General features: G+C 73.4%; 18 protein-coding genes. 11 read left to right on the forward strand and 7 right to left on the reverse strand.

Translation table 11 applies throughout. The features are described 5' to 3' along the window. Positions 1 to 16 precede the first annotated feature (16 nt). Entirely contained in the window at positions 17 to 1,705 is a 1,689-nt protein-coding gene (locus AB0C69_RS04705; protein WP_360349771.1) for an ATP-binding protein, read from the reverse strand. Continuing rightward, positions 1,702 to 2,904 (reverse strand): fused response regulator/phosphatase, encoded by a 1,203-nt coding sequence (locus tag AB0C69_RS04710; protein ID WP_345171171.1) that lies wholly within the window; start codon positions 2,902 to 2,904, stop codon positions 1,702 to 1,704. Before AB0C69_RS04710 ends, AB0C69_RS04705 begins: the two co-directional genes overlap by 4 nt. Positions 2,905 to 3,117: 213 nt before the next feature. Between AB0C69_RS04710 and AB0C69_RS04715 the strand changes: the two genes are divergently transcribed. Together AB0C69_RS04715 and AB0C69_RS04720 are read left to right on the forward strand one after the other, a co-directional pair. After that, positions 3,118 to 3,750 (forward strand): sigma-70 family RNA polymerase sigma factor, encoded by a 633-nt coding sequence (locus AB0C69_RS04715; protein ID WP_360349775.1) that lies wholly within the window; start codon positions 3,118 to 3,120, stop codon positions 3,748 to 3,750. Beyond that, complete coding sequence (locus AB0C69_RS04720; protein WP_360349778.1) at positions 3,747 to 4,901, forward strand: CU044_5270 family protein; 1,155 nt, start codon at positions 3,747 to 3,749, stop codon at positions 4,899 to 4,901. Before AB0C69_RS04715 ends, AB0C69_RS04720 begins: the two co-directional genes overlap by 4 nt. A gap of 67 nt (positions 4,902 to 4,968) precedes the next feature. On the opposite strand, the gene AB0C69_RS04725 is transcribed toward AB0C69_RS04720, so the two are convergent. Further along, entirely contained in the window at positions 4,969 to 5,205 is a 237-nt protein-coding gene (locus tag AB0C69_RS04725) for a hypothetical protein (protein WP_258944924.1), read from the reverse strand. Positions 5,206 to 5,351: 146 nt separating this feature from the next. After that, positions 5,352 to 6,836 carry a pentapeptide repeat-containing protein gene (locus AB0C69_RS04730; RefSeq protein WP_360349783.1) on the reverse strand — a complete coding sequence of 495 codons (1,485 nt, stop codon included), beginning with the start codon at positions 6,834 to 6,836 and terminating at the stop codon, positions 5,352 to 5,354. A 198-nt stretch (positions 6,837 to 7,034) separates the two neighbouring features. Here AB0C69_RS04730 and AB0C69_RS04735 point away from each other — a divergent pair, with 198 nt between their 5' ends. From AB0C69_RS04735 to AB0C69_RS04755, 5 genes are read left to right on the forward strand one after another with little or no spacing between them, the layout of a single operon-like run. Continuing rightward, positions 7,035 to 9,119, forward strand: coding sequence for an RNA degradosome polyphosphate kinase (locus AB0C69_RS04735; RefSeq protein ID WP_360349786.1), 2,085 nt, complete (start codon positions 7,035 to 7,037; stop codon positions 9,117 to 9,119). Further along, positions 9,112 to 9,984: an NUDIX domain-containing protein gene (locus tag AB0C69_RS04740; protein WP_360349789.1), complete on the forward strand. Its 873-nt coding sequence runs from the start codon at positions 9,112 to 9,114 to the stop codon at positions 9,982 to 9,984. Before AB0C69_RS04735 ends, AB0C69_RS04740 begins: the two co-directional genes overlap by 8 nt. Before the next feature lie 49 nt (positions 9,985 to 10,033). Continuing rightward, the gene (locus AB0C69_RS04745; RefSeq protein ID WP_360349792.1) at positions 10,034 to 10,432 is read left to right on the forward strand and encodes a metalloregulator ArsR/SmtB family transcription factor; all 399 of its coding nucleotides are present in this window, start codon (positions 10,034 to 10,036) and stop codon (positions 10,430 to 10,432) included. Beyond that, positions 10,429 to 10,881: an SRPBCC domain-containing protein gene (locus AB0C69_RS04750; protein WP_360349795.1), complete on the forward strand. Its 453-nt coding sequence runs from the start codon at positions 10,429 to 10,431 to the stop codon at positions 10,879 to 10,881. The genes AB0C69_RS04745 and AB0C69_RS04750 overlap by 4 nt, the downstream gene beginning before the upstream one ends. Positions 10,882 to 10,884: 3 nt before the next feature. After that, positions 10,885 to 11,682 carry an SDR family oxidoreductase gene (locus tag AB0C69_RS04755; protein WP_360349798.1) on the forward strand — a complete coding sequence of 266 codons (798 nt, stop codon included), beginning with the start codon at positions 10,885 to 10,887 and terminating at the stop codon, positions 11,680 to 11,682. A gap of 47 nt (positions 11,683 to 11,729) precedes the next feature. Here the strand turns inward: AB0C69_RS04755 and AB0C69_RS04760 are convergent, their stop codons facing one another. Next, positions 11,730 to 13,226, reverse strand: coding sequence for a CYTH and CHAD domain-containing protein (locus AB0C69_RS04760; protein ID WP_360349801.1), 1,497 nt, complete (start codon positions 13,224 to 13,226; stop codon positions 11,730 to 11,732). 95 nt (positions 13,227 to 13,321) lie between these two features. Then, positions 13,322 to 13,879 (reverse strand): TetR/AcrR family transcriptional regulator, encoded by a 558-nt coding sequence (locus tag AB0C69_RS04765; protein ID WP_360349804.1) that lies wholly within the window; start codon positions 13,877 to 13,879, stop codon positions 13,322 to 13,324. Between the two features lie 64 nt (positions 13,880 to 13,943). Here AB0C69_RS04765 and AB0C69_RS04770 point away from each other — a divergent pair, with 64 nt between their 5' ends. After that, complete coding sequence (locus AB0C69_RS04770; protein ID WP_360349807.1) at positions 13,944 to 14,339, forward strand: nuclear transport factor 2 family protein; 396 nt, start codon at positions 13,944 to 13,946, stop codon at positions 14,337 to 14,339. A gap of 25 nt (positions 14,340 to 14,364) precedes the next feature. Here AB0C69_RS04770 and AB0C69_RS04775 read toward each other — a convergent pair whose 3' ends face one another. Then, positions 14,365 to 14,817, reverse strand: a complete 453-nt coding sequence (locus tag AB0C69_RS04775) for a GNAT family N-acetyltransferase (protein ID WP_360349817.1) — start codon at positions 14,815 to 14,817, stop codon at positions 14,365 to 14,367. Positions 14,818 to 14,966: 149 nt separating this feature from the next. On the opposite strand from AB0C69_RS04775, the gene AB0C69_RS04780 reads away from it, so the two are divergent. The 3 genes from AB0C69_RS04780 to AB0C69_RS04790 all read left to right on the forward strand — a co-directional run bounded on the left by AB0C69_RS04780 (position 14,967) and on the right by AB0C69_RS04790 (position 16,581). Beyond that, entirely contained in the window at positions 14,967 to 15,296 is a 330-nt protein-coding gene (locus tag AB0C69_RS04780; RefSeq protein WP_345171147.1) for a WhiB family transcriptional regulator, read from the forward strand. A gap of 73 nt (positions 15,297 to 15,369) precedes the next feature. Continuing rightward, positions 15,370 to 15,987, forward strand: a complete 618-nt coding sequence (locus AB0C69_RS04785) for a rhomboid family intramembrane serine protease (protein ID WP_360349811.1) — start codon at positions 15,370 to 15,372, stop codon at positions 15,985 to 15,987. Between the two features lie 141 nt (positions 15,988 to 16,128). Further along, complete coding sequence (locus tag AB0C69_RS04790; protein ID WP_360349814.1) at positions 16,129 to 16,581, forward strand: hypothetical protein; 453 nt, start codon at positions 16,129 to 16,131, stop codon at positions 16,579 to 16,581. Positions 16,582 to 16,689 lie beyond the last annotated feature (108 nt).

Consider the following 16,689-nt stretch of genomic DNA (forward strand, 5'->3'; position numbering starts at 1 on the left):
AGGCCGCCCGGGACGCTCAGTCGTCCGGATCTTCGGCGTCGTCCCCCGCGGCGGTCGACGGCTGGGCGGGCAGCGTCCACCGGAACGTAGTGCCGGGGGTGGGCTCCGCGCCCGGCTCGGCGGGCTCGCCGGTGTCGAGCCAGATGCGCCCGCCGTGGTACTCGACGATCTTCTTGCACAGCGCCAGGCCGATGCCCGTGCCGGTGTACTCCTCGCGCGAGTGCAGCCGCTGGAAGATGAGGAAGATCCGGTCGGCGTAGCGGGGGTCGATGCCGATGCCGTTGTCGGCGCAGGCGAACTCCCACTCGTCCCCGGCGCGGCGGACGCTGACGGTGACGCGCGGCGGCACGCCCTCCCGGCGGAACTTGATCGCGTTGCCGACCAGGTTCTGGAAGAGCTGGACCAGCTGGGTGCGATCGCCGGGCACGTCGGGCAGCTCCGCGACCTCCACCTCGGCGCCGGTCTCCTCGCGCAGGGTGGAGAGGTTGTCCAGCGCCTGCCGGACGACGTCGTCGAGGTCGACGGAGTCCTCGGGCCGCGACATCCGCCCGACGCGCGAGAAGCTCAGCAGGTCGTTGATCAGTGCCTGCATGCGCTTGGCGCCGTCGACGGCGAACGCGATGTACTGCTTCCCGCGGTCGTCGAGCTGGTCCCCGTACCGGCGTTCGAGCATCTGGCAGAAGCTCGCGACCTTGCGCAGCGGCTCCTGCAGGTCGTGGCTCGCGACGTAGGCGAACTGCTCCAGCTCGGCGTTGGAGCGGCGCAGCTCCTCGGTCTGCTCGTCGAGCCGGCGGGACTTGTCCTCGCTGGTGCGCCACTCCTCGATGATCCGGGCGCGCATCGCGTCGATGATCGCGGCCAGCTCGTTGATCTCCGCCGGGCCGGGGACGTCGAGGCGGTGCCCGAAGTCGCCCTCCGAGACGGCGCGGACGCGGCCGGTCAGGGTCGACACCGGCGTCAGAACGGTCCGGCGGAACAGTACGGCGAGCAGCAGCGCGGCGACGACGACCATGGCGAGCGCGGCGAACGTGGACCACTGGGCGGTCCTCGCGCGCGAGTTCAGTTTCGCGGCGGCCCGGTCGTGCAGCGTGGTGATGCCGGACTGGAGCGGCGTCATGTCGCCGCGCGCCTGCACGAGCAGGCGGCTCGCCAGCCGGCTCTCGCCGCGGTCGATGCCCTGGCCGCCGGGCCCGGCCGCGACCCGGTCGGCGAACCCGGCCCGCCAGGCACGCGAGTCGGCGGTCGCCTTGGCGAGGAGCCGGTCGACGTCCCCGTGCCCGGGCACCCCGGCGAGGAGGCGGCGCATGCGGGCGGCGGACGCCGCCTCCTGGCGCACGGCGGCCCGGTACTGCTCGACGTGCTCGCGCCCGCCCTCCTCGGCGTACGCGCGGATGGCGATGTCCTGCGCCGTGACGGCCGTGGAGAGCCGGAACTGCTCCAGCGTCGCCGGGTCGACGCGCTCGATCAGGACGTCGCGGGCCTGCTCGTTCCCGTACATCGCCATGCCGGTCTGCACGAACGCGGCCAGCAGGAGGGTGCCGAGGACGGCGGAGCCGATCCGGTAGATCTGGACGAGCCGGACCCGGCCCATCCCCTGCCCCTCGGGGATCTGCGCCCCGGACAGCACGGCGCCCGGTCCGGCGGCTCGCGCCGTCCCGGCGGGCTCGGCGGCCTCGCCCGTCCCGGCGGACGTCTCGCCGGTCACCGGTCGTCCCCCCGGCTCAGCATCAGCAGGGCGAGGTCGTCGGCGAGGACGTCCCCGTTCAGCCGTTCGGCCTCCGCGATGAGTCCGTCGACGAGCACGTCGCCGCGCCTCCCCTCCTCGTGCGCGGCCCTGGCGAGCCGCAGCAGGCCGTCCATGTCGAGGTGCCCGCCTTCCTCGCCGGCGGACCCCTCGATCAGCCCGTCGGTGTAGAGCAGCAGTCCCCACTCGTCGCCGAGCTCCAGGTCGGCGGCGGGCCACCGGGCGCCCGGGAGCAGCCCGAGCGCCGGGCCCCGCGGCTCGTCCGGGACGGCCTCCACGCCGTCCGGCGAGAAGAACAGCGGGCACGGATGCCCGGCCCGGTGCAGCCGGGCGCTGCGCCGGTCGGGCGCGATCGTCACCATGCAGACGGTCGTGAAGATCTCGTCGCTCCACCGCTCGTGCTGCAGGACGGCGTCAAGGGTGTCGAGGAGGCGGGAGCCGGTGTTCCCGGCGAGCACGAGCGTCCGCCACGCCATGCGGAGCCGGACGCCGAGGGACGCCTCGTCGGCGCCGTGCCCGCTCACGTCGCCGATCACGGCGTGGACGGCGCCGTCGGCGGTCTCCACGGTGTCGTGGAAGTCGCCGCCGAGCAGCGCGCGGTCGCGTCCCGGCCGGTAGCGGGTGTGGTGCCGCAGCGCCCGGTCGTGCAGGATCGGCACCGGCAGCAGGCCGCGCTCCAGCCGGGCGTTCTCCCTGCTGAGCGCCCGCGCCTCGACGAGCTGCCGCTCGGACTCGTCGGCGCGCTTGCGCTCGATCGCGTAGCTGATCGCCCGGGTGAGCAGCGCGCCGTCCGCGTCCTGCTTGACGAGGTAGTCCTGGGCGCCGGCGGCGACGGCGGCGACGCCGACGTGCGCGTCGGCGAGCCCGGTCAGCACGAGCACGGCGGTGCCCGGCGCGTGCTCGCGCACCTGGTGGAGGGCGTCGAGGCCCCGCGCGTCCGGGAGGGAGAGGTCGACGATGACGCACTGGATGTCGGGCCGCAGCGCGTCGAGGGCCTCGGCGAGCGTCGCCGCGACGGTGATCCGCAGGCCGGGCTGCGCCTCGGTCAGCAGCTCCTCGAACAGGAACGCGTCGCCGGGATCGTCCTCGACGAGAAGGAGGTGCGGGGAACCGGCGACACCGAGGAGCCGCTCCGCACCGCGACTGGGCATCGCGGCCATGTCTCAGCTCCTTCTGTCCGGCGAGGCCGGGTGGATGTCAGGTGGGAGGCCCTTGTCATCGAGCAAATGTTAGAGGCATCGGGGGCCGCAGGGGCACGCGGAACGGCCGAACGGCGCTCCTCCGGCGGAACCCGCTGTCCTTTCGGTAACGATGCCGCGTCCCGCGCCACTACCCCGTGACATGACCTGAACGGACGGACGGAGGAGCACGCGGTGGCAGACGAGGCCCCCGATGAACAGCGCTTCACCGCGATCTACGACGAGTGCCGCCAGCGCGTGTGGGCCTACGCCGCCGCCCGCGCCGGCGGCCAGGTCGCGGACGAGGTGGTGAGCGAGACCTTCGCCGTGGCGTGGCGGCGGCTGGCCGACGTCCCGGACCCGGCGCTGCCGTGGCTGCTCGGCGTCGCCCGGAACGTGCTGCGCGACGGGCACCGCGCGCGGGTGCGCCGCGAGTCGTTCGCGGCCGAGCTCGGGCGGTGGGCGCCGCGCCGGACCGGCGACGTCGCCGAGGACGTGGCCGAGCGGCTCGCGGTGCTGCGCGCGATGGCGTCGCTGCCGGAGGGGGACAGGGAGATCCTGATCCTCATCGCCTGGCAGGGCCTGACGCCGCGCGAGGCCGCCCGGGTCGTCGGCTGCTCGCCGGCGGCGCTGCGGGTGCGCCTGCACCGCGCGCGCCGCCGCCTGGTCCGCGCGGCCGAGGACGAGCAGCCGGACGCCCGGATCGCGTCCGCCCGCCCGGACCCGCCCAGGCCGCCCGCCCGGACCGACCCCGGACCGGGGCCGGGGGGCGCGGCGGCGCAGGGGGCACGGTCGCAGGTCGGAGTCATCAAGGGAGAGACGGCATGAAGGATGTGATGCGGGTGTTGCGGGATGCCAGGCCTGAGGAGATGGACCCGGGTGCGCCGATGGACGAGGGCGTGCGCCGGGCCGAGCTGGCGCGGGCCATGGCGGCGCCGCTTCCGGAGGCCGGGGGCGCCGCGCCCGCGCGGCGGCGAGTGCGGCCGGTGTGGGGACTGGGGCTGGCCGGGGCGGTCGCGGCGGGGGCCGTCGCCGCGGCGGCGGTGATCGTCGCTCCCGGCGGGGGCGGGACGGAGCCGGCCGGGACGGGCGGAGGCGGCGAGCGGGTGCTCGACGCGAGGACCGTCCTGCTCGCGGCGGCCGAGAAGGCGGACGGGCAGACCGAGACGATGCGGGCCTTCTGGCACCAGGTGACGGTGTCGTCCGCCACGTACACGGTCGGCGAGGGCGGCGGCGGTTACGCCGTCACGGTCAGGAGCAGGGCGGAGAGCTGGACGCCGAGCAGGCCGGGCGGCAAGGCGTGGGCCGCGGCGCAGGAGCTGGGGGCCAAGCCCGCGACCAAGGCGGACGAGGAGGCCTGGCGGCGCGCGGGGTCGCCCGGGACCTTCAAGGTCCAGGTTCCGGTGGCTCCGGGCGTCAACGGCCGCCTGAAGGGGTTCACGGCGAAGACCGCGCCCGGTCCGCGCAGCTTCAGCGGCTCCGCGCTGGTCGACGGCGACAAGGTGTTCTGGCTGGGCCGGAACGTGACCATGAAGGACCTGCGGGCGCTTCCGTCCGACCCGAAGCGGCTCAAGGCCGAGCTGCTGCGCTGGTACAAGGGCCACGACACCGAGTCGAACCGGCCGATGGCGTCGGACCTGTGGCTCTACACGGTGGCGCGCGGCCTGGTGATGGAGATGCCGGTGAAGCCGGCGGTGCGGGCGGCCGCGTTCCGGATGCTGGCGGGGCTCCCGGCGGTGCGGTCGCTCGGGAAGGTCACCGATCCGCAGGGGCGGACGGGGAACGCCATCGCGCTGGACGAGAAGACGCGGCAGGGCGTGATCAGGCAAGAAATGATCATTGATCTGGCCTCGGGCGCCGCGCTGGCCAGCATGAACGTCATGGTGGCGCCGGCGGCCGGGGCGAGCGTCCCGGCGGGGCGGACGATGAACTCGACCGCCTTGATCGGCGCGGAATGGACCGATTCCCAGCCGCGCTGACGTCATTGGGGAAGGGACGGTGCCGGCGCGGTGCCGTCCCTTCCCGGCGTTAGTGGCCGGGTTGTGATCACGCGCTTCTGGGAGTGCGGCGCGCGGTTTTCTGTGCGGCTTTGCGGCCCGCGGCGGCCGCCTTGGCGCGGTTCAGGCTTTCGCGGACCTTGGCGGCGCCGCGGGCCGCGGTCACGGTGTCCTTGGCGCGCCCGGCGTAAACGGCGAGCACCTCGGCGACGGGGGGAGGCTGCCATTCCTCCTTCGCCACGATCGGCAGGACGGGGACGGGTGCGGCGGCGGAGTTTCCGGACACGGGGTTTCCAGTCACGGGGACGAGCGCGAGATGGGATTGGCAGTGCGGGCACTGCACCCCCGGATGGGTGTCTCTGCTCATAACAACAATCATTACGCGTGGGTCTGACAAAACAACCCCCGCCTTTAGCGAACCTCGGGGGGCGCTTATGTGTGGCGGGCGCCCATGTGCGCGGCGCGGACGCCGCCCGTCCGGTCGTCGTGCCGCGTCCGGTCGTCGTGGCGGACGAGTGACGCGCCGCAGCACAGCAGCGCGACGATGACCGCGAGCCAGGCCACGGCGCGTCCCGCGCGCAGGCCGTATCCGCAGGTGATCCAGAGAAGGTGCAGGCCGGCGCGGCGCCACGGGTCGCGCTCGCCGTGCCGCCGCATCTCCAGCGCGCTGTAGCGGAAGTCGCGGGCGAGGCGGTCGCGGTCGGAGTCGGCGGTGGCGCGTGCCAGCTCCTGGTACAGCGTGCGCAGCCGGTCGTCGCGGCCGGCGCCGCCGGCGAGGTCCTCGGCGAGGACGGCCCGGTCGCGGCGGCGCCACGGCCGCAGCCGGCGCCGGCCGGGCGCCGTCGCGAACGCGCAGTCGCCCGAGATCCGCAACGCGTCCGGCCGCCGCAGCCCGAGGAAGCCGCAGCCGCTGAGGTCGATGTCGGCGAGCAGCAGCCGGGTCGCGTCGGCGCGGCGCAGCGAGAGGAGCCGGACGCCGGAGGGGCCGGCCTCGGCGGGCGGCTCGGGGAGCCCCTGGATCGGGTGCGCCAGCGCCCGGACGGCGGCCGGGCCCTCGAACACCGCGTCCTCCAGGTCGAGTTCGGCGTGCCGGAGCCGGAAGTCGGCCTCCCCGTGGACGATCGCGCCGCGGGCGATGACCTGCCGCGCCGCCGCGTGCACCCGCAGCCCGCCGTGCACGGTCGCGTCCGACAGCGCGATCCGGCCGCCGGCCGCCAGCGGCCCGAGCCAGGCGCCGTGCCGGAACCGCGCCCGCTCGAAGCGGGCATGGCGCGCCACCTGGACGCGCCGGAACGACACGTCGCCGCGGAAGCAGGCCCCCTGCATCGCCGCGTCCCGCCCGAACCGGGCGCGGTCGAAGCAGGCCGCGCCCATGAGCACCGCGCCGCGGAAGGCGGCGTCGGCGTGCCACCGCGTCTCGCCGAAGAGGGCGTCGCCGGTGAACACCGCCTCCTCGAAGGAGGCGTGCCGGTGGAACCGGGCCTCGTGGAAGGACGCGTTGCGCCCGAAGCGCGCCCCCCGGAACGAGACGTTGCCGAAGAACCGCGCGTCGTAGAACGACGCGCCGCCGAGGAAGCGGGCGCCGTCGAACGAGCTGTCGCCCTCCACGCACAGGCCGCGCATTCCCACGTCCGCCGGGAGCACGGCCCCGTCGAACCGGGCGCGGCCGAGGTGGGGCCGCCCGTCGGGCCCGGTGACGGCGTCCAGGACCCCGTCCAGCAGCCACGGCGGGACGGTGACGCCGCGCAGGTCGAGATCGGCTCCGGGGCGCAGCGCGCCCGTGAACCGCTCGAACTCGCGGGGACGCAGGTGGGCGGGGCAGCCGCCCAGGTCGCCCGCGGCCCGGCCGGTGCAGCCGTCGACGGCGGTGCAGCGCGGCCAGAACACCGTGGGCGGCGAAGCCTCGTGAGGAGTCACGGTCTTCGTTCTACCCACGCGGGGGCGCGCAGTGAAGGTCTCCTGGTGGCCAGGTCGTTGCAACCCCCCGGCCACGTTCGGCGGCGACGGCCGGGACGGAGTGATCTGCGGGAACCGCGGGAATGATCGACCTATCGGATACCTCGGTGGAACCCGCACGTTCGACTTTCGTTAACCTAGATCGGGGAAAATTCTGGCATGACCGTCAATCCAGGACATGTCCCTCCGCAATCCGAGGCGCTGCCCGACGACCGCTTCCTCGACCGCGAGGAGAGCTGGCTGAGGTTCAACCAGCGCGTCCTGGAGCTCGCCGAGGACCCGGGGCTGCCGCTGCTCGAACGCGTCCGCTTCCTGTCGATCTTCTCCAGCAACCTGGACGAGTTCTTCATGGTCCGCGTCGCCGGGCTCGCCCGCCGGATGGCGACGGGCCTGGCCGTCCAGTCCGCCAGCGGCCGCCAGCCCCGCGAGGTGCTGGCGCGCACCGGCGTGGTCGCGCACGAGCTGATGCAGCGGCACGCGTCGTGCTTCCGCAAGGAGATCCTGCCCGCGCTCGGCGAGGAGGGCATCGAGCTCCTGCGCTGGGACGAGCTGGCCGAGACCGAGCAGGAGCGGCTGCGGCGGCTCTTCCGCGACCGGATCTACCCCGTGCTCACCCCGCTCGTCGTCGACTCCGCGCACCCGTTCCCCTACATCTCGGGCCTGTCGCTGAACCTCGCGGTGATCGTCCGCGACCCGGAGACCGACGCCACGATGTTCGCCCGGGTGAAGGTGCCCCCGCTGCTGCCGCGCTTCATCGAGGCGTCCCCCGACCGGTTCACGCCGCTGGAGGACGTCATCGCGGCCCACCTCGGGCAGCTGTTCGTCGGGATGGAGGTCGTCGAGCACCACGCGTTCCGGGTCACCCGCAACCAGGACCTGGAGATCGACGACGACATCAGCGAGGGCCTGCTGCAGGCGCTCGAACGCGAGCTGCTGCGCCGCCGGTTCGGCCCCGTCGTCCGGCTGGAGGTCGAGGAGTCGATCTCCGAGGGGGTGCTGGACCTGCTCACCTCCGAGCTGGGGGTGGACGAGGGCCAGATCTACCGCGTGGTCGGGCCGCTCGACCTCGGCGGCCTCGCCGCCATCGCCGACCTCGACCGGCCGGAGCTGAAGTACCCCCCTTTCGTCCCGTCGAAGGAGGCGCTGCCGGAGGACGTGAGCATCTTCAGCGCCATCCGTGAGCGCGACGTGCTCGTCCACCACCCCTACGACTCGTTCACCACCACCGTCCAGCGGCTGATCGAGGACGCCGCGTCCGACCCGCGCGTCCTGGCGATCAAGCAGACCCTGTACCGGACGAGCGGCGACTCGCCGATCGTGGACGCGCTGATGAGCGCCGCCGAGGCCGGCAAGCAGGTCGTGGTCGTCGTCGAGCTGAAGGCCCGGTTCGACGAGCGCGCCAACATCGCCTGGGCGCGCAAGCTGGAGACCGCCGGCTGCCATGTCGTCTACGGGTTCGTCGGGCTGAAGACGCACTGCAAGCTCGCGCTGATCGTCCGGCAGGAGTCCGAGGGCCACCTGCGCCGCTACTGCCACATCGGCACCGGCAACTACCACCCGAAGACCGCGCGCCTGTACGAGGACTTCGGGCTGCTCACCGCCGACCCCGAGGTCGGCGAGGACGTCAGCGCCCTGTTCAACCACCTCACCGGCTACTCGCGGCAGAGCTCCTACCACCGGCTGCTCGTCGCGCCGAACAGCCTGCGCTCCGGGCTCGTCCAGCGGATCGAGCACGAGATCGACAACCGGCGTGCCGGGCACCCCGCCCGCGTCCGGATCAAGTGCAACGCGCTGGTGGACGAGGTCATCATCGACGCGCTCTACCGGGCGTCCCGGGCCGGGGTCCCGGTGGACGTCTGGGTCCGCGGCATCTGCGCGCTGCGTCCCGGCGTGCCCGGCCTGTCGGACATGATCCGGGTGCGCAGCGTCCTCGGCCGCTTCCTGGAGCACTCCCGCGTGTTCGCGTTCGAGAACGGCGGCGAACCCGAGGTGTGGCTCGGCAGCGCCGACCTGATGCACCGCAACCTGGACCGCCGCGTCGAGGCCCTCGTCACCGTCAACGACCGGGCCCAGCGCGACGACCTGCTCGCGCTGATGGACCGGGCCATGGCCGAGGACACCCACGCCTGGACGCTCGACGCGGAGGGCACCTGGACGCGCAACCAGGCCCGTCCCGGCGAGACCCTGCGGGACATCCAGACCCACCTGGTGAAGAGCCGCCGGTGGAGGACGATCGATGCCTGAGACCATCAGGGCCGCGGGGGCGCTGCTGTGGCGCGACGGCCCGGAGTTCGCGCTGATCCACCGGCCCCGTCACGACGACTGGTCGTTCCCGAAGGGCAAGGTCGACCCGGGCGAGCACGTGCTGCGCGCCGCCGTCCGCGAGGTCGAGGAGGAGACCGGCGTCGTCCCCCGCCTCGGGCGGCGCCTCTCGACCGTCACCTATCCGCTCGGTGAGCAGACCAAGCGGGTCGAGTACTGGGCCGCCCGCCCGGTCGCGGTGAGCGCGTTCGCCCCGAACGACGAGGTGGACGAGCTGGTCTGGCTGCCGGCGGAGGAGGCCGAGGACCGGCTCAGCTACCGGCACGACGTCGACCTGCTCCACGAGTTCCTGGGAGGCCCGCTCGCCACCGCGCCGCTGGTCATCCTGCGGCACGCGCGCGCGGGGGAGAAGAAGGCGTGGCGGGAGGCAGACGAGCTGCGCCCGCTGGACGAGGCCGGCCGCGCCGAGGCGTCCGGCCTCGCCGGGCTGCTGCGCTCCTACGGGCCCATGCGGACCGTCAGCTCGGCCACCGCCCGGTGCCTGGAGACCGTCCTGCCCTACGCGCGGCGCGTCCGCGTGCCCGTCGAGACGGAGGCGGCGTTCACGGTCGGCGAGACCAATCCGGACCAGGCCGTGGAGCGGCTGCTGTCCATGGCGGGCGCTCCCGCGCTGGTGAGCACGCACGGCGAGATCGTCTCCGAGCTCGTCGCCGGCCTCTGCCGGAAGCTGGGCGAGAAGGTCCCGGACGACACGAAGCTCGACAAGGCCGAGTTCTGGACCGCCCATCTCGCCGACGGCGCGCTGGCCGCCCTCGAACGCCACACGCCCCGGACGGCGGGGGCCTGACGAACGCGCGGGTTGCGGTCGCGTAGGGCCGACCCGTACATTCACCCTTATGGGTGAATATTCTGCTGACCTGCTCGATTCGGTCTTCTCGGCGGTCTCCGACCCCACCCGCCGCGCCATCCTGGCCCGGCTCGCCGAGTCGGACGCCCGGGTGACGGACGTCGCGGGAGCATTCCCGATCTCCCTGAACTCCACGTCCAAGCACATCCGGACGCTCGAAGGGGCGGGGCTGGTACGGCGGAACGTGCGGGGGCGGGAGCACTTCCTGAGCCTGAACGCGGCGCCGCTCGCCGAGGCGGCAGCGTGGATCGAGCACTACCGCGCGTTCTGGAGCGAGCAGCTCGCCTCGCTCGAAGCCTTCGTCGCCGACCGCGAAGCGGCCGCCCGTGACACCGGCCGTGACGCTGACCGTGACACCGGCCGTGACACCGCGGAGGGGGCGTCGTGACGAACGCGTACTCGGTGACCGTCCAGCGGGAGATCGCCGCCTCTCCCGAGGTCCTCTTCGACGCCTGGCTGGACGCGCGGAGCCTCGGCTCGTGGCTCAGACCGTCCGGCATCAGGGAGACCCGGGCCGAAACGGACCCGCGCGAGGGTGGAACGTTCCGCATCGTCATGGTCGACGACGAGTCGTCCATCCTGCACTCCGGCACCTACCGGGTGATCGACCGGCCCCGGCGGCTGGTGTTCACCTGGTCCTCACCCGCGACCCGGCACCGGGACTCGGTGGTGACGGTCACCTTCCGGCCCTCGCCCGGCGCGACCGTGGTGGAGATCCATCAGGTCGGGCTTCCGGACGAGGAGGCCCGGACCTCGCACCGTGCCGGATGGTCGGACGTCCTGCGCGAGCTCGGCGACACCCGCACACGAGACGAACCCGCACGAGACGAGGACTGAACCGTGACCACCTTGGACAAGAAAGTCGCCGTCGTCTACGGCGGCGGAGGCACCGTCGGCGGAGCGATCGCGCGTGCCTTCGCGCGTGAAGGCGCCCGGGTGCACGTCGCCGGACGCACCCGCGACCCCCTGGACCGCGTGGTGGGGGACGTCACCGCCGGAGGCGGCCGGGCGGAGGCCGCCCTGGTCGACGCCGCGGACGAGGACGCCGTGCGCCGGCACCTGGACGAGGTGACCGGGCGGGCCGGACGCCTCGACATCCTGGTCAACGCGGTCGGCGTCCCGCACGTGCAGGGGCCGCCGCTCGCGGAGCTCGACCTCGACCGGTTCATGGCCCCGATCGACGGGTACCTGCGCACGCTGTTCGCCACCGTGAAGGCCGCCGCTCCGCACCTCGCGGAGCAGGGCTCGGGCGTCGTCCTCACGATGTCCACCCCCGGCGCCCGCCTGACGGGACGCGGCTTCCTGGGCAACGGCGTCTCGTCGGCCGCGGTCGAGGCGTTCTCCCGCATCCTGGCGGGCGAGCTCGGCCCCGACGGGGTGCGCGTGGTCTGCATCCGGCCCCACGCGATCCCCGCGTCGGTCGGCGCCTCCCATGTGACCGGGGCCTTCGAGGAGATGGCCGGCCGCGCGGGCGCGACCACGGACGAGTGGCTCGCCGGCGCCGCGCGGGGGACGCTGCTCGGGCGCCTGCCGACGCCCGAGGATGTGGCCGAGTACGCGGCGTTCGCCGCCTCGGACCGCGCCCGGACGATGACGGGAGTGATCGCCAATCTGAGCGCCGGCTGCATCGTGGACTAGGGCAGACGTGGACTCGGGGGAACGGGGACGGCGCGGACGCCGGCCCGTCAGAACGAGGGGCCCAGCGTCCGTGACCAGGTGGTCGCCAGGAGGTCGCGGGCCTTCTCCGCCTCCGCCCGCTCCCCGCCGTAGAGGACGCCGACCGCGAAGGCGTCCGCGGTCGTGCGGGCGCGGGCGGCGGCCCGTTCCAGGTGCTCCATCGCGATCACGGCGTCCTGGTGGGCGCCGAGGACCTCCTGGATGCGCTTGGTGTCCTTGACCACCCGCTTGGCCGCCGCGCCCAGCACGGGAACCGCCAGCTCGGCCGCGTACCGGGCGCGCTTGGCCGCCTTGCGCGTCTCGTGGCGGGCGAGGTCGGGGTCGGCGGACGTCTTGATCGACGCGTAGTCCCCGGCCATCCGGTCCCAGGCCCGCGTGACGAGCGCGGGGAGCTCCTTGCGGGCCTTCTTGCCGGCCACGGCCGCCAGCGGCGGGTCGGCGATCAGCCTGTCGAGCCCGTCGAGCAGCGCGAAGTACCGCGCGTCCCTCAGGGCGGCGTTGAGGTGCCGGTACGCGGCCCGCTCGTGCCGCTCCAGGTCGTCCTGCAGGAAGGGCGGCGCGTCCGCGAAGCGGGCCCGGAGCACCTCCAGGTCGCGGACCTCGCCGAGGGCCTGCGCGACCCACCGCAGCTCGGGCCCGAGCGGCGCGGTCCGCTCCGCGTCCAGGACGGGCCGGTAGCTGCGCAGGACGCTCCTCGTCCTGCGCACGGCCACGCGCATGCGGTGGACGGCGTCGTCCTCGCCCAGCCGCGCTCCGGGGTCGAACCGCAGGATCGACTCGACCTGCTCGGCGAGATAGGCCAGCACGACCTCCCCCGTCGTGATCGAGGGGGCCTTTCCGTTGCTGGTCGCCTCCGTGATCCGCGACCGGGCCGCGGCCCGCTGCCGCGCCGCCTCCGACGGCGCGACGCCGTCCCCGAGCAGCCGCGCGAGCTTGGACGCCGACTTGGACCTCTTCGCGCCTGCCTTGCGCAGGCGCTTGCCCGCGGCCTTCAGCAGCTCCGGCGTCCCGGTGCCGAGCTCGACCTCGATCTCCCGCCAGCGCTCGGGGTCGGCCTCCCGCCCGCGCCCGGTCACCAGGTCGTCGGCGACCTCCGCGAGGGCCTCGCCGTCCGTGCCGAGCAGGCGCACGACCGTCCGGCGGGTCTCCAGGGTCGCGACGGGGCGCAGCTCCGCCCCGCGGGTGTGCGCGGCGACGAGCCCGGCCAGGCGCGCCGGGACGAGCAGGGGGCGGCCGAGGGGCGCCCGGAACTCGTGCTTGCCGTCCCCGTCCCGCCCGGCCGGCATCTTCAGGTGCCAGCCCGCGTCCGGCCCGCCCCGCCGCCGGCGCAGCGTGATCCGGTTGGCCGCCAGGCGCAGGTCCGCGGTGTCGAAGTAGGTGGCGTGCAGCTCCCGGACCTCGGGCTCCCCGACCGACGCCACGCCCGCGAGCCCGTCCAGTTCCGGCAGGACGAACCCGGCCGGGGCGTCGTACTTCTGCTCGATCTCCAGATGCCGCTCGGCCACGCGCTGCTCCTCAGGGAAGGGCGACAAATCGGGTGCACACCCAGATAGCCAGCATTCCACGTCAAAGTGAACAACGGCCGAAAACTCCTCGTCCCCTACGGGACCAGGACCGCGCGGCAGGTGGTGACGATCAGCTCGTCGACCTTCGTCGGCGGGGGCCGGTGGTCGAGCAGGTGCCGGCGGACGGCGCCGTAGGGGACGTCGACCGTGGCGAAGACCACGCGCTCGCGGTCGACGCCGCGGCGCCGGGCGAACGCGCTCAGCGCGCCCGCGGCCCGGGCGTTCAGGGCGTCGAGGGGTGCGGCGAGTTCGGCGGGCCAGGCGGCGGCGAGGTCGCGGCGGCGGTGCAGGAGCAGCACGGCGGCCTCGGCGGGGCGCTCGCGGCACCAGCGGGGCGTGTGCAGGGCGGCCGCCTCGGCGTCGTCCGCGTCCAGGGCCGCGACGAAGCCGTCCTGGAAGCGGCGGACGCAGCGGGTCCACAGGGTGGCGAGCAGTAGGTCGCGCGACCCGAAGCGGTGGTAGAGCGAGCCGGACGGGGCGCCGAGCCGCTCGGCGATGGCGGCGATGGTCGCGGCGGGGGGCCCGCCCTCGGCGGTCACCGCGAGCGCCGCGTCGAGGATCCGGTCCTCGTCGAACTTGGCCGGTCTTCCCACGCGCGCCTCCCGGATGATAGTAGTGAGGTCATTCTAGAACACAGACTCTAAAAAAGGAGCGGCCATGTCGGCTTGCGAGATCGTCAGGGGTTTCTACACCGCGACCCAGGCGGCCGACGGGACGGCGATCCTCGCCCTCCTCCATCCGGAGTTCGAGGCGCACACGGCGCCGGGGCTGCCGTGCGGTGCGGGCGGCGACTTCCGGGGCCCCGAGGAGACCCTCGCTCGGGTGTGGGGGGCGATCTTCGCTGAGTTCGACACGGCTCCCCATGCCGAGACCTGGCACGAGACCGGAGACGGGCTGGTCGTGGTGACGGGACGGTACCGCGGGACGGCCAGGGCGACGGGCCGTTCGTTCGAGGCGGAGTTCGCGCATCTCTGGCGCGTCACCGAGGGCAGGATCTCCTGGCTGCACCAGTACACCGACACGGCCCGGTGGCGGGACGCCCTCGTCCCGTGACCCGGCGGCGCCCGCCGGGTGCGGCTCAGGCGAGGTGGTACTTCATCCCCATGTGGGACGGGCGGAAGCCGATCTTCTGGTAGAAGCGGATCGCGTCGGGGCGCTGGCGGTCGGTGGTGAGCTGCACCACGCGGCAGCCGCGGGCGCGGGCCCGGTCGATGGCCCATGTGATCATCAGCTGGCCCAGCCCGGCGCCGCGCTGCTCGGCGGCGACGCGGACGCCCTCGATCTGGGCGCGCTCGGAGCCGGTGTAGGTGAGGCCGGGGATGAAGGTGAGCTGGAGCGTGCCGGCGACCGCCCCCGCCACCTCGGCGACGACCAGGCTGTTGTTGGGGTCCTTCTCGATCGCGGCGAACGCTCTGAAGTAGGCCTCCGGTATCTCCTCACCCGGTGTTTCGCGGGTTGATCCCAGGGGATCGTCGGCGAGGAGCCGGACGATCTCGGGGAGATCGTCCAACGTCGCCTCGCGGAAGGTCACTTCTTGATCACTCTGCACGCCTTCAAGGCTATCGGGACGCTAAGTTGCAGCGTTCGCCCATGTCTTGTAGTACTACGGTGTGTAGTACTACGCTGAGTGGAGACCCCCCGGCTCGGACGGCGGTCTCATCGCCGCGCAGGGAGAAGTCAATGCACAACAACGAGAACGAGGAACACTGGACCGACCACGCCATCTGCCGCGGCGCGGATCCTGACCTGTTCTTCCCGATCGGCTACTCCGCGCCCGTGCTCCAGGCACAGGAGGACGCGGCCAAGGAGATCTGTTCCCACTGCCCCGTGCGGGCCGACTGCCTCGCGTGGGCGCTGCGGGTGGGGGAGCCCGACGGCATCTGGGGCGGGACGACCCCCGAGGAGCGGCGCTACCTGCGCCGGACGGCCGACGCCCCGGCGCGGCGGCCGCTGCCGGTGATCGTGGTACGGGGCGACGCCTCCGAGTCGGAGCACGCGTCGGCCGCCTAGAACGCCACCGGCACCTTCTGCCCGTCCCGTCCGTTGGGGGAGTCAGGGACGCAGAGACTTTACGGTGGCTGACATGAGCTTTACCCCCGACCGGCAACGTTCCGAGGGCCTGGCGAAACACGGCGCCCGGGCCCTGGCGTCGGCGGTGCTGATCCTCACGGTGACCGCCGCGATGTGGGTTCTGGAGGCGTTCGACTACACGACGAACGGCTGGCTCGACCGGTTCGGGATCCAGCCGCGCGACGTGAACGACCTGCCGGACATCTTCACCGCGCCCTTCATGCACGCCGGCTTCGGGCACCTGACGGCCAACACGGTCCCGTTCCTGATCCTCGGGTTCGCCGCGGCGGCGCGCGGCATCGCCAGGTTCCTCGCCGCCAGCCTGATCATCATCGTGGTCGGCGGGCTCGGGGTGTGGTTCCTCAGCTCCGCCAACACCCTCGGGTCCAGCATCCTGATCTTCGGGTTCTTCGGCTACCTGGTGGGACGCGGGATCTTCGAGCGGCGGCTGCCCGACATCGCCATCGCGGTCGCCGTCGTCGCCGTCTACGGGACGATGCTGCTCGGCGTCCTGCCGAGCGACCCCACCATCTCGTGGCAGGGCCACCTCTTCGGGCTGCTCGGCGGCCTCCTCGCCTCGTGGTTCCTGCGCGGCGGCACGACCGCGACGTCTAGAAAAATGTCCAACTAAAAGCCTTTTGCAGTGAATGGACGCCAATCTGGCGACTCCATTGTTTTGTCGTCTCCATGGCTCTTCTTGATCTTCGTCGGGTATCGGTCCCTCCGAGGTGGGCGACCTCGCCCACCAGGGGGAACGATCAAGGGGAGAAGGATGAGCGTGCGAAGAGCGATGGCCGTGGCCGCCGCGGGGGCGGCAGCCGGGGCGTTCGTCGTGATCGGGGCTGGGGCGGCGGAGGCGCAGACCGACACCCAGCTCTGCGAGTACCTGGTCACGGCGCGGCACGGACTCAACGTGCACGAACTGCCCAACGTGCATTCGAAGGTCGTGGGCGTCCTGAAGTTCCACGACAAGCCGTGGGCCGACTGCAAGACCAAGGGGTTCACCGAGATCCGCGGGAACGTCCCGGTCCAGCTCCGGCACGGGTTCATCGACGTCAAGTTCCTGCGCAAGCTCCGGGTCATTCCGACCGGCGGCGTGGAGACGGGCGCGGGCGGAACCTCCACCGGCATGGACTCCGCGCTCGCCGCGGGGGGTGTCGCCACGGTCCTCGCCGGCGGCGGGATCGCGCTCGCGGCGCGGCGGCGGGCGACGGGCGCCGCCTGATCGGCACCGCCCGCGACGGGGCGGCAGGGCGGCGCCCCGCCGCCTCTCACGAGTGAACGACGGTCGCGTCGCCGCCCGGCGGCTCTGGAACGGCGGGCGCGCCACCAC

This window comes from Actinomadura sp. NPDC048032 (assembly GCF_040653175.1).
In the GTDB taxonomy this organism is placed as follows: domain Bacteria; phylum Actinomycetota; class Actinomycetes; order Streptosporangiales; family Streptosporangiaceae; genus Spirillospora; species Spirillospora verrucosospora.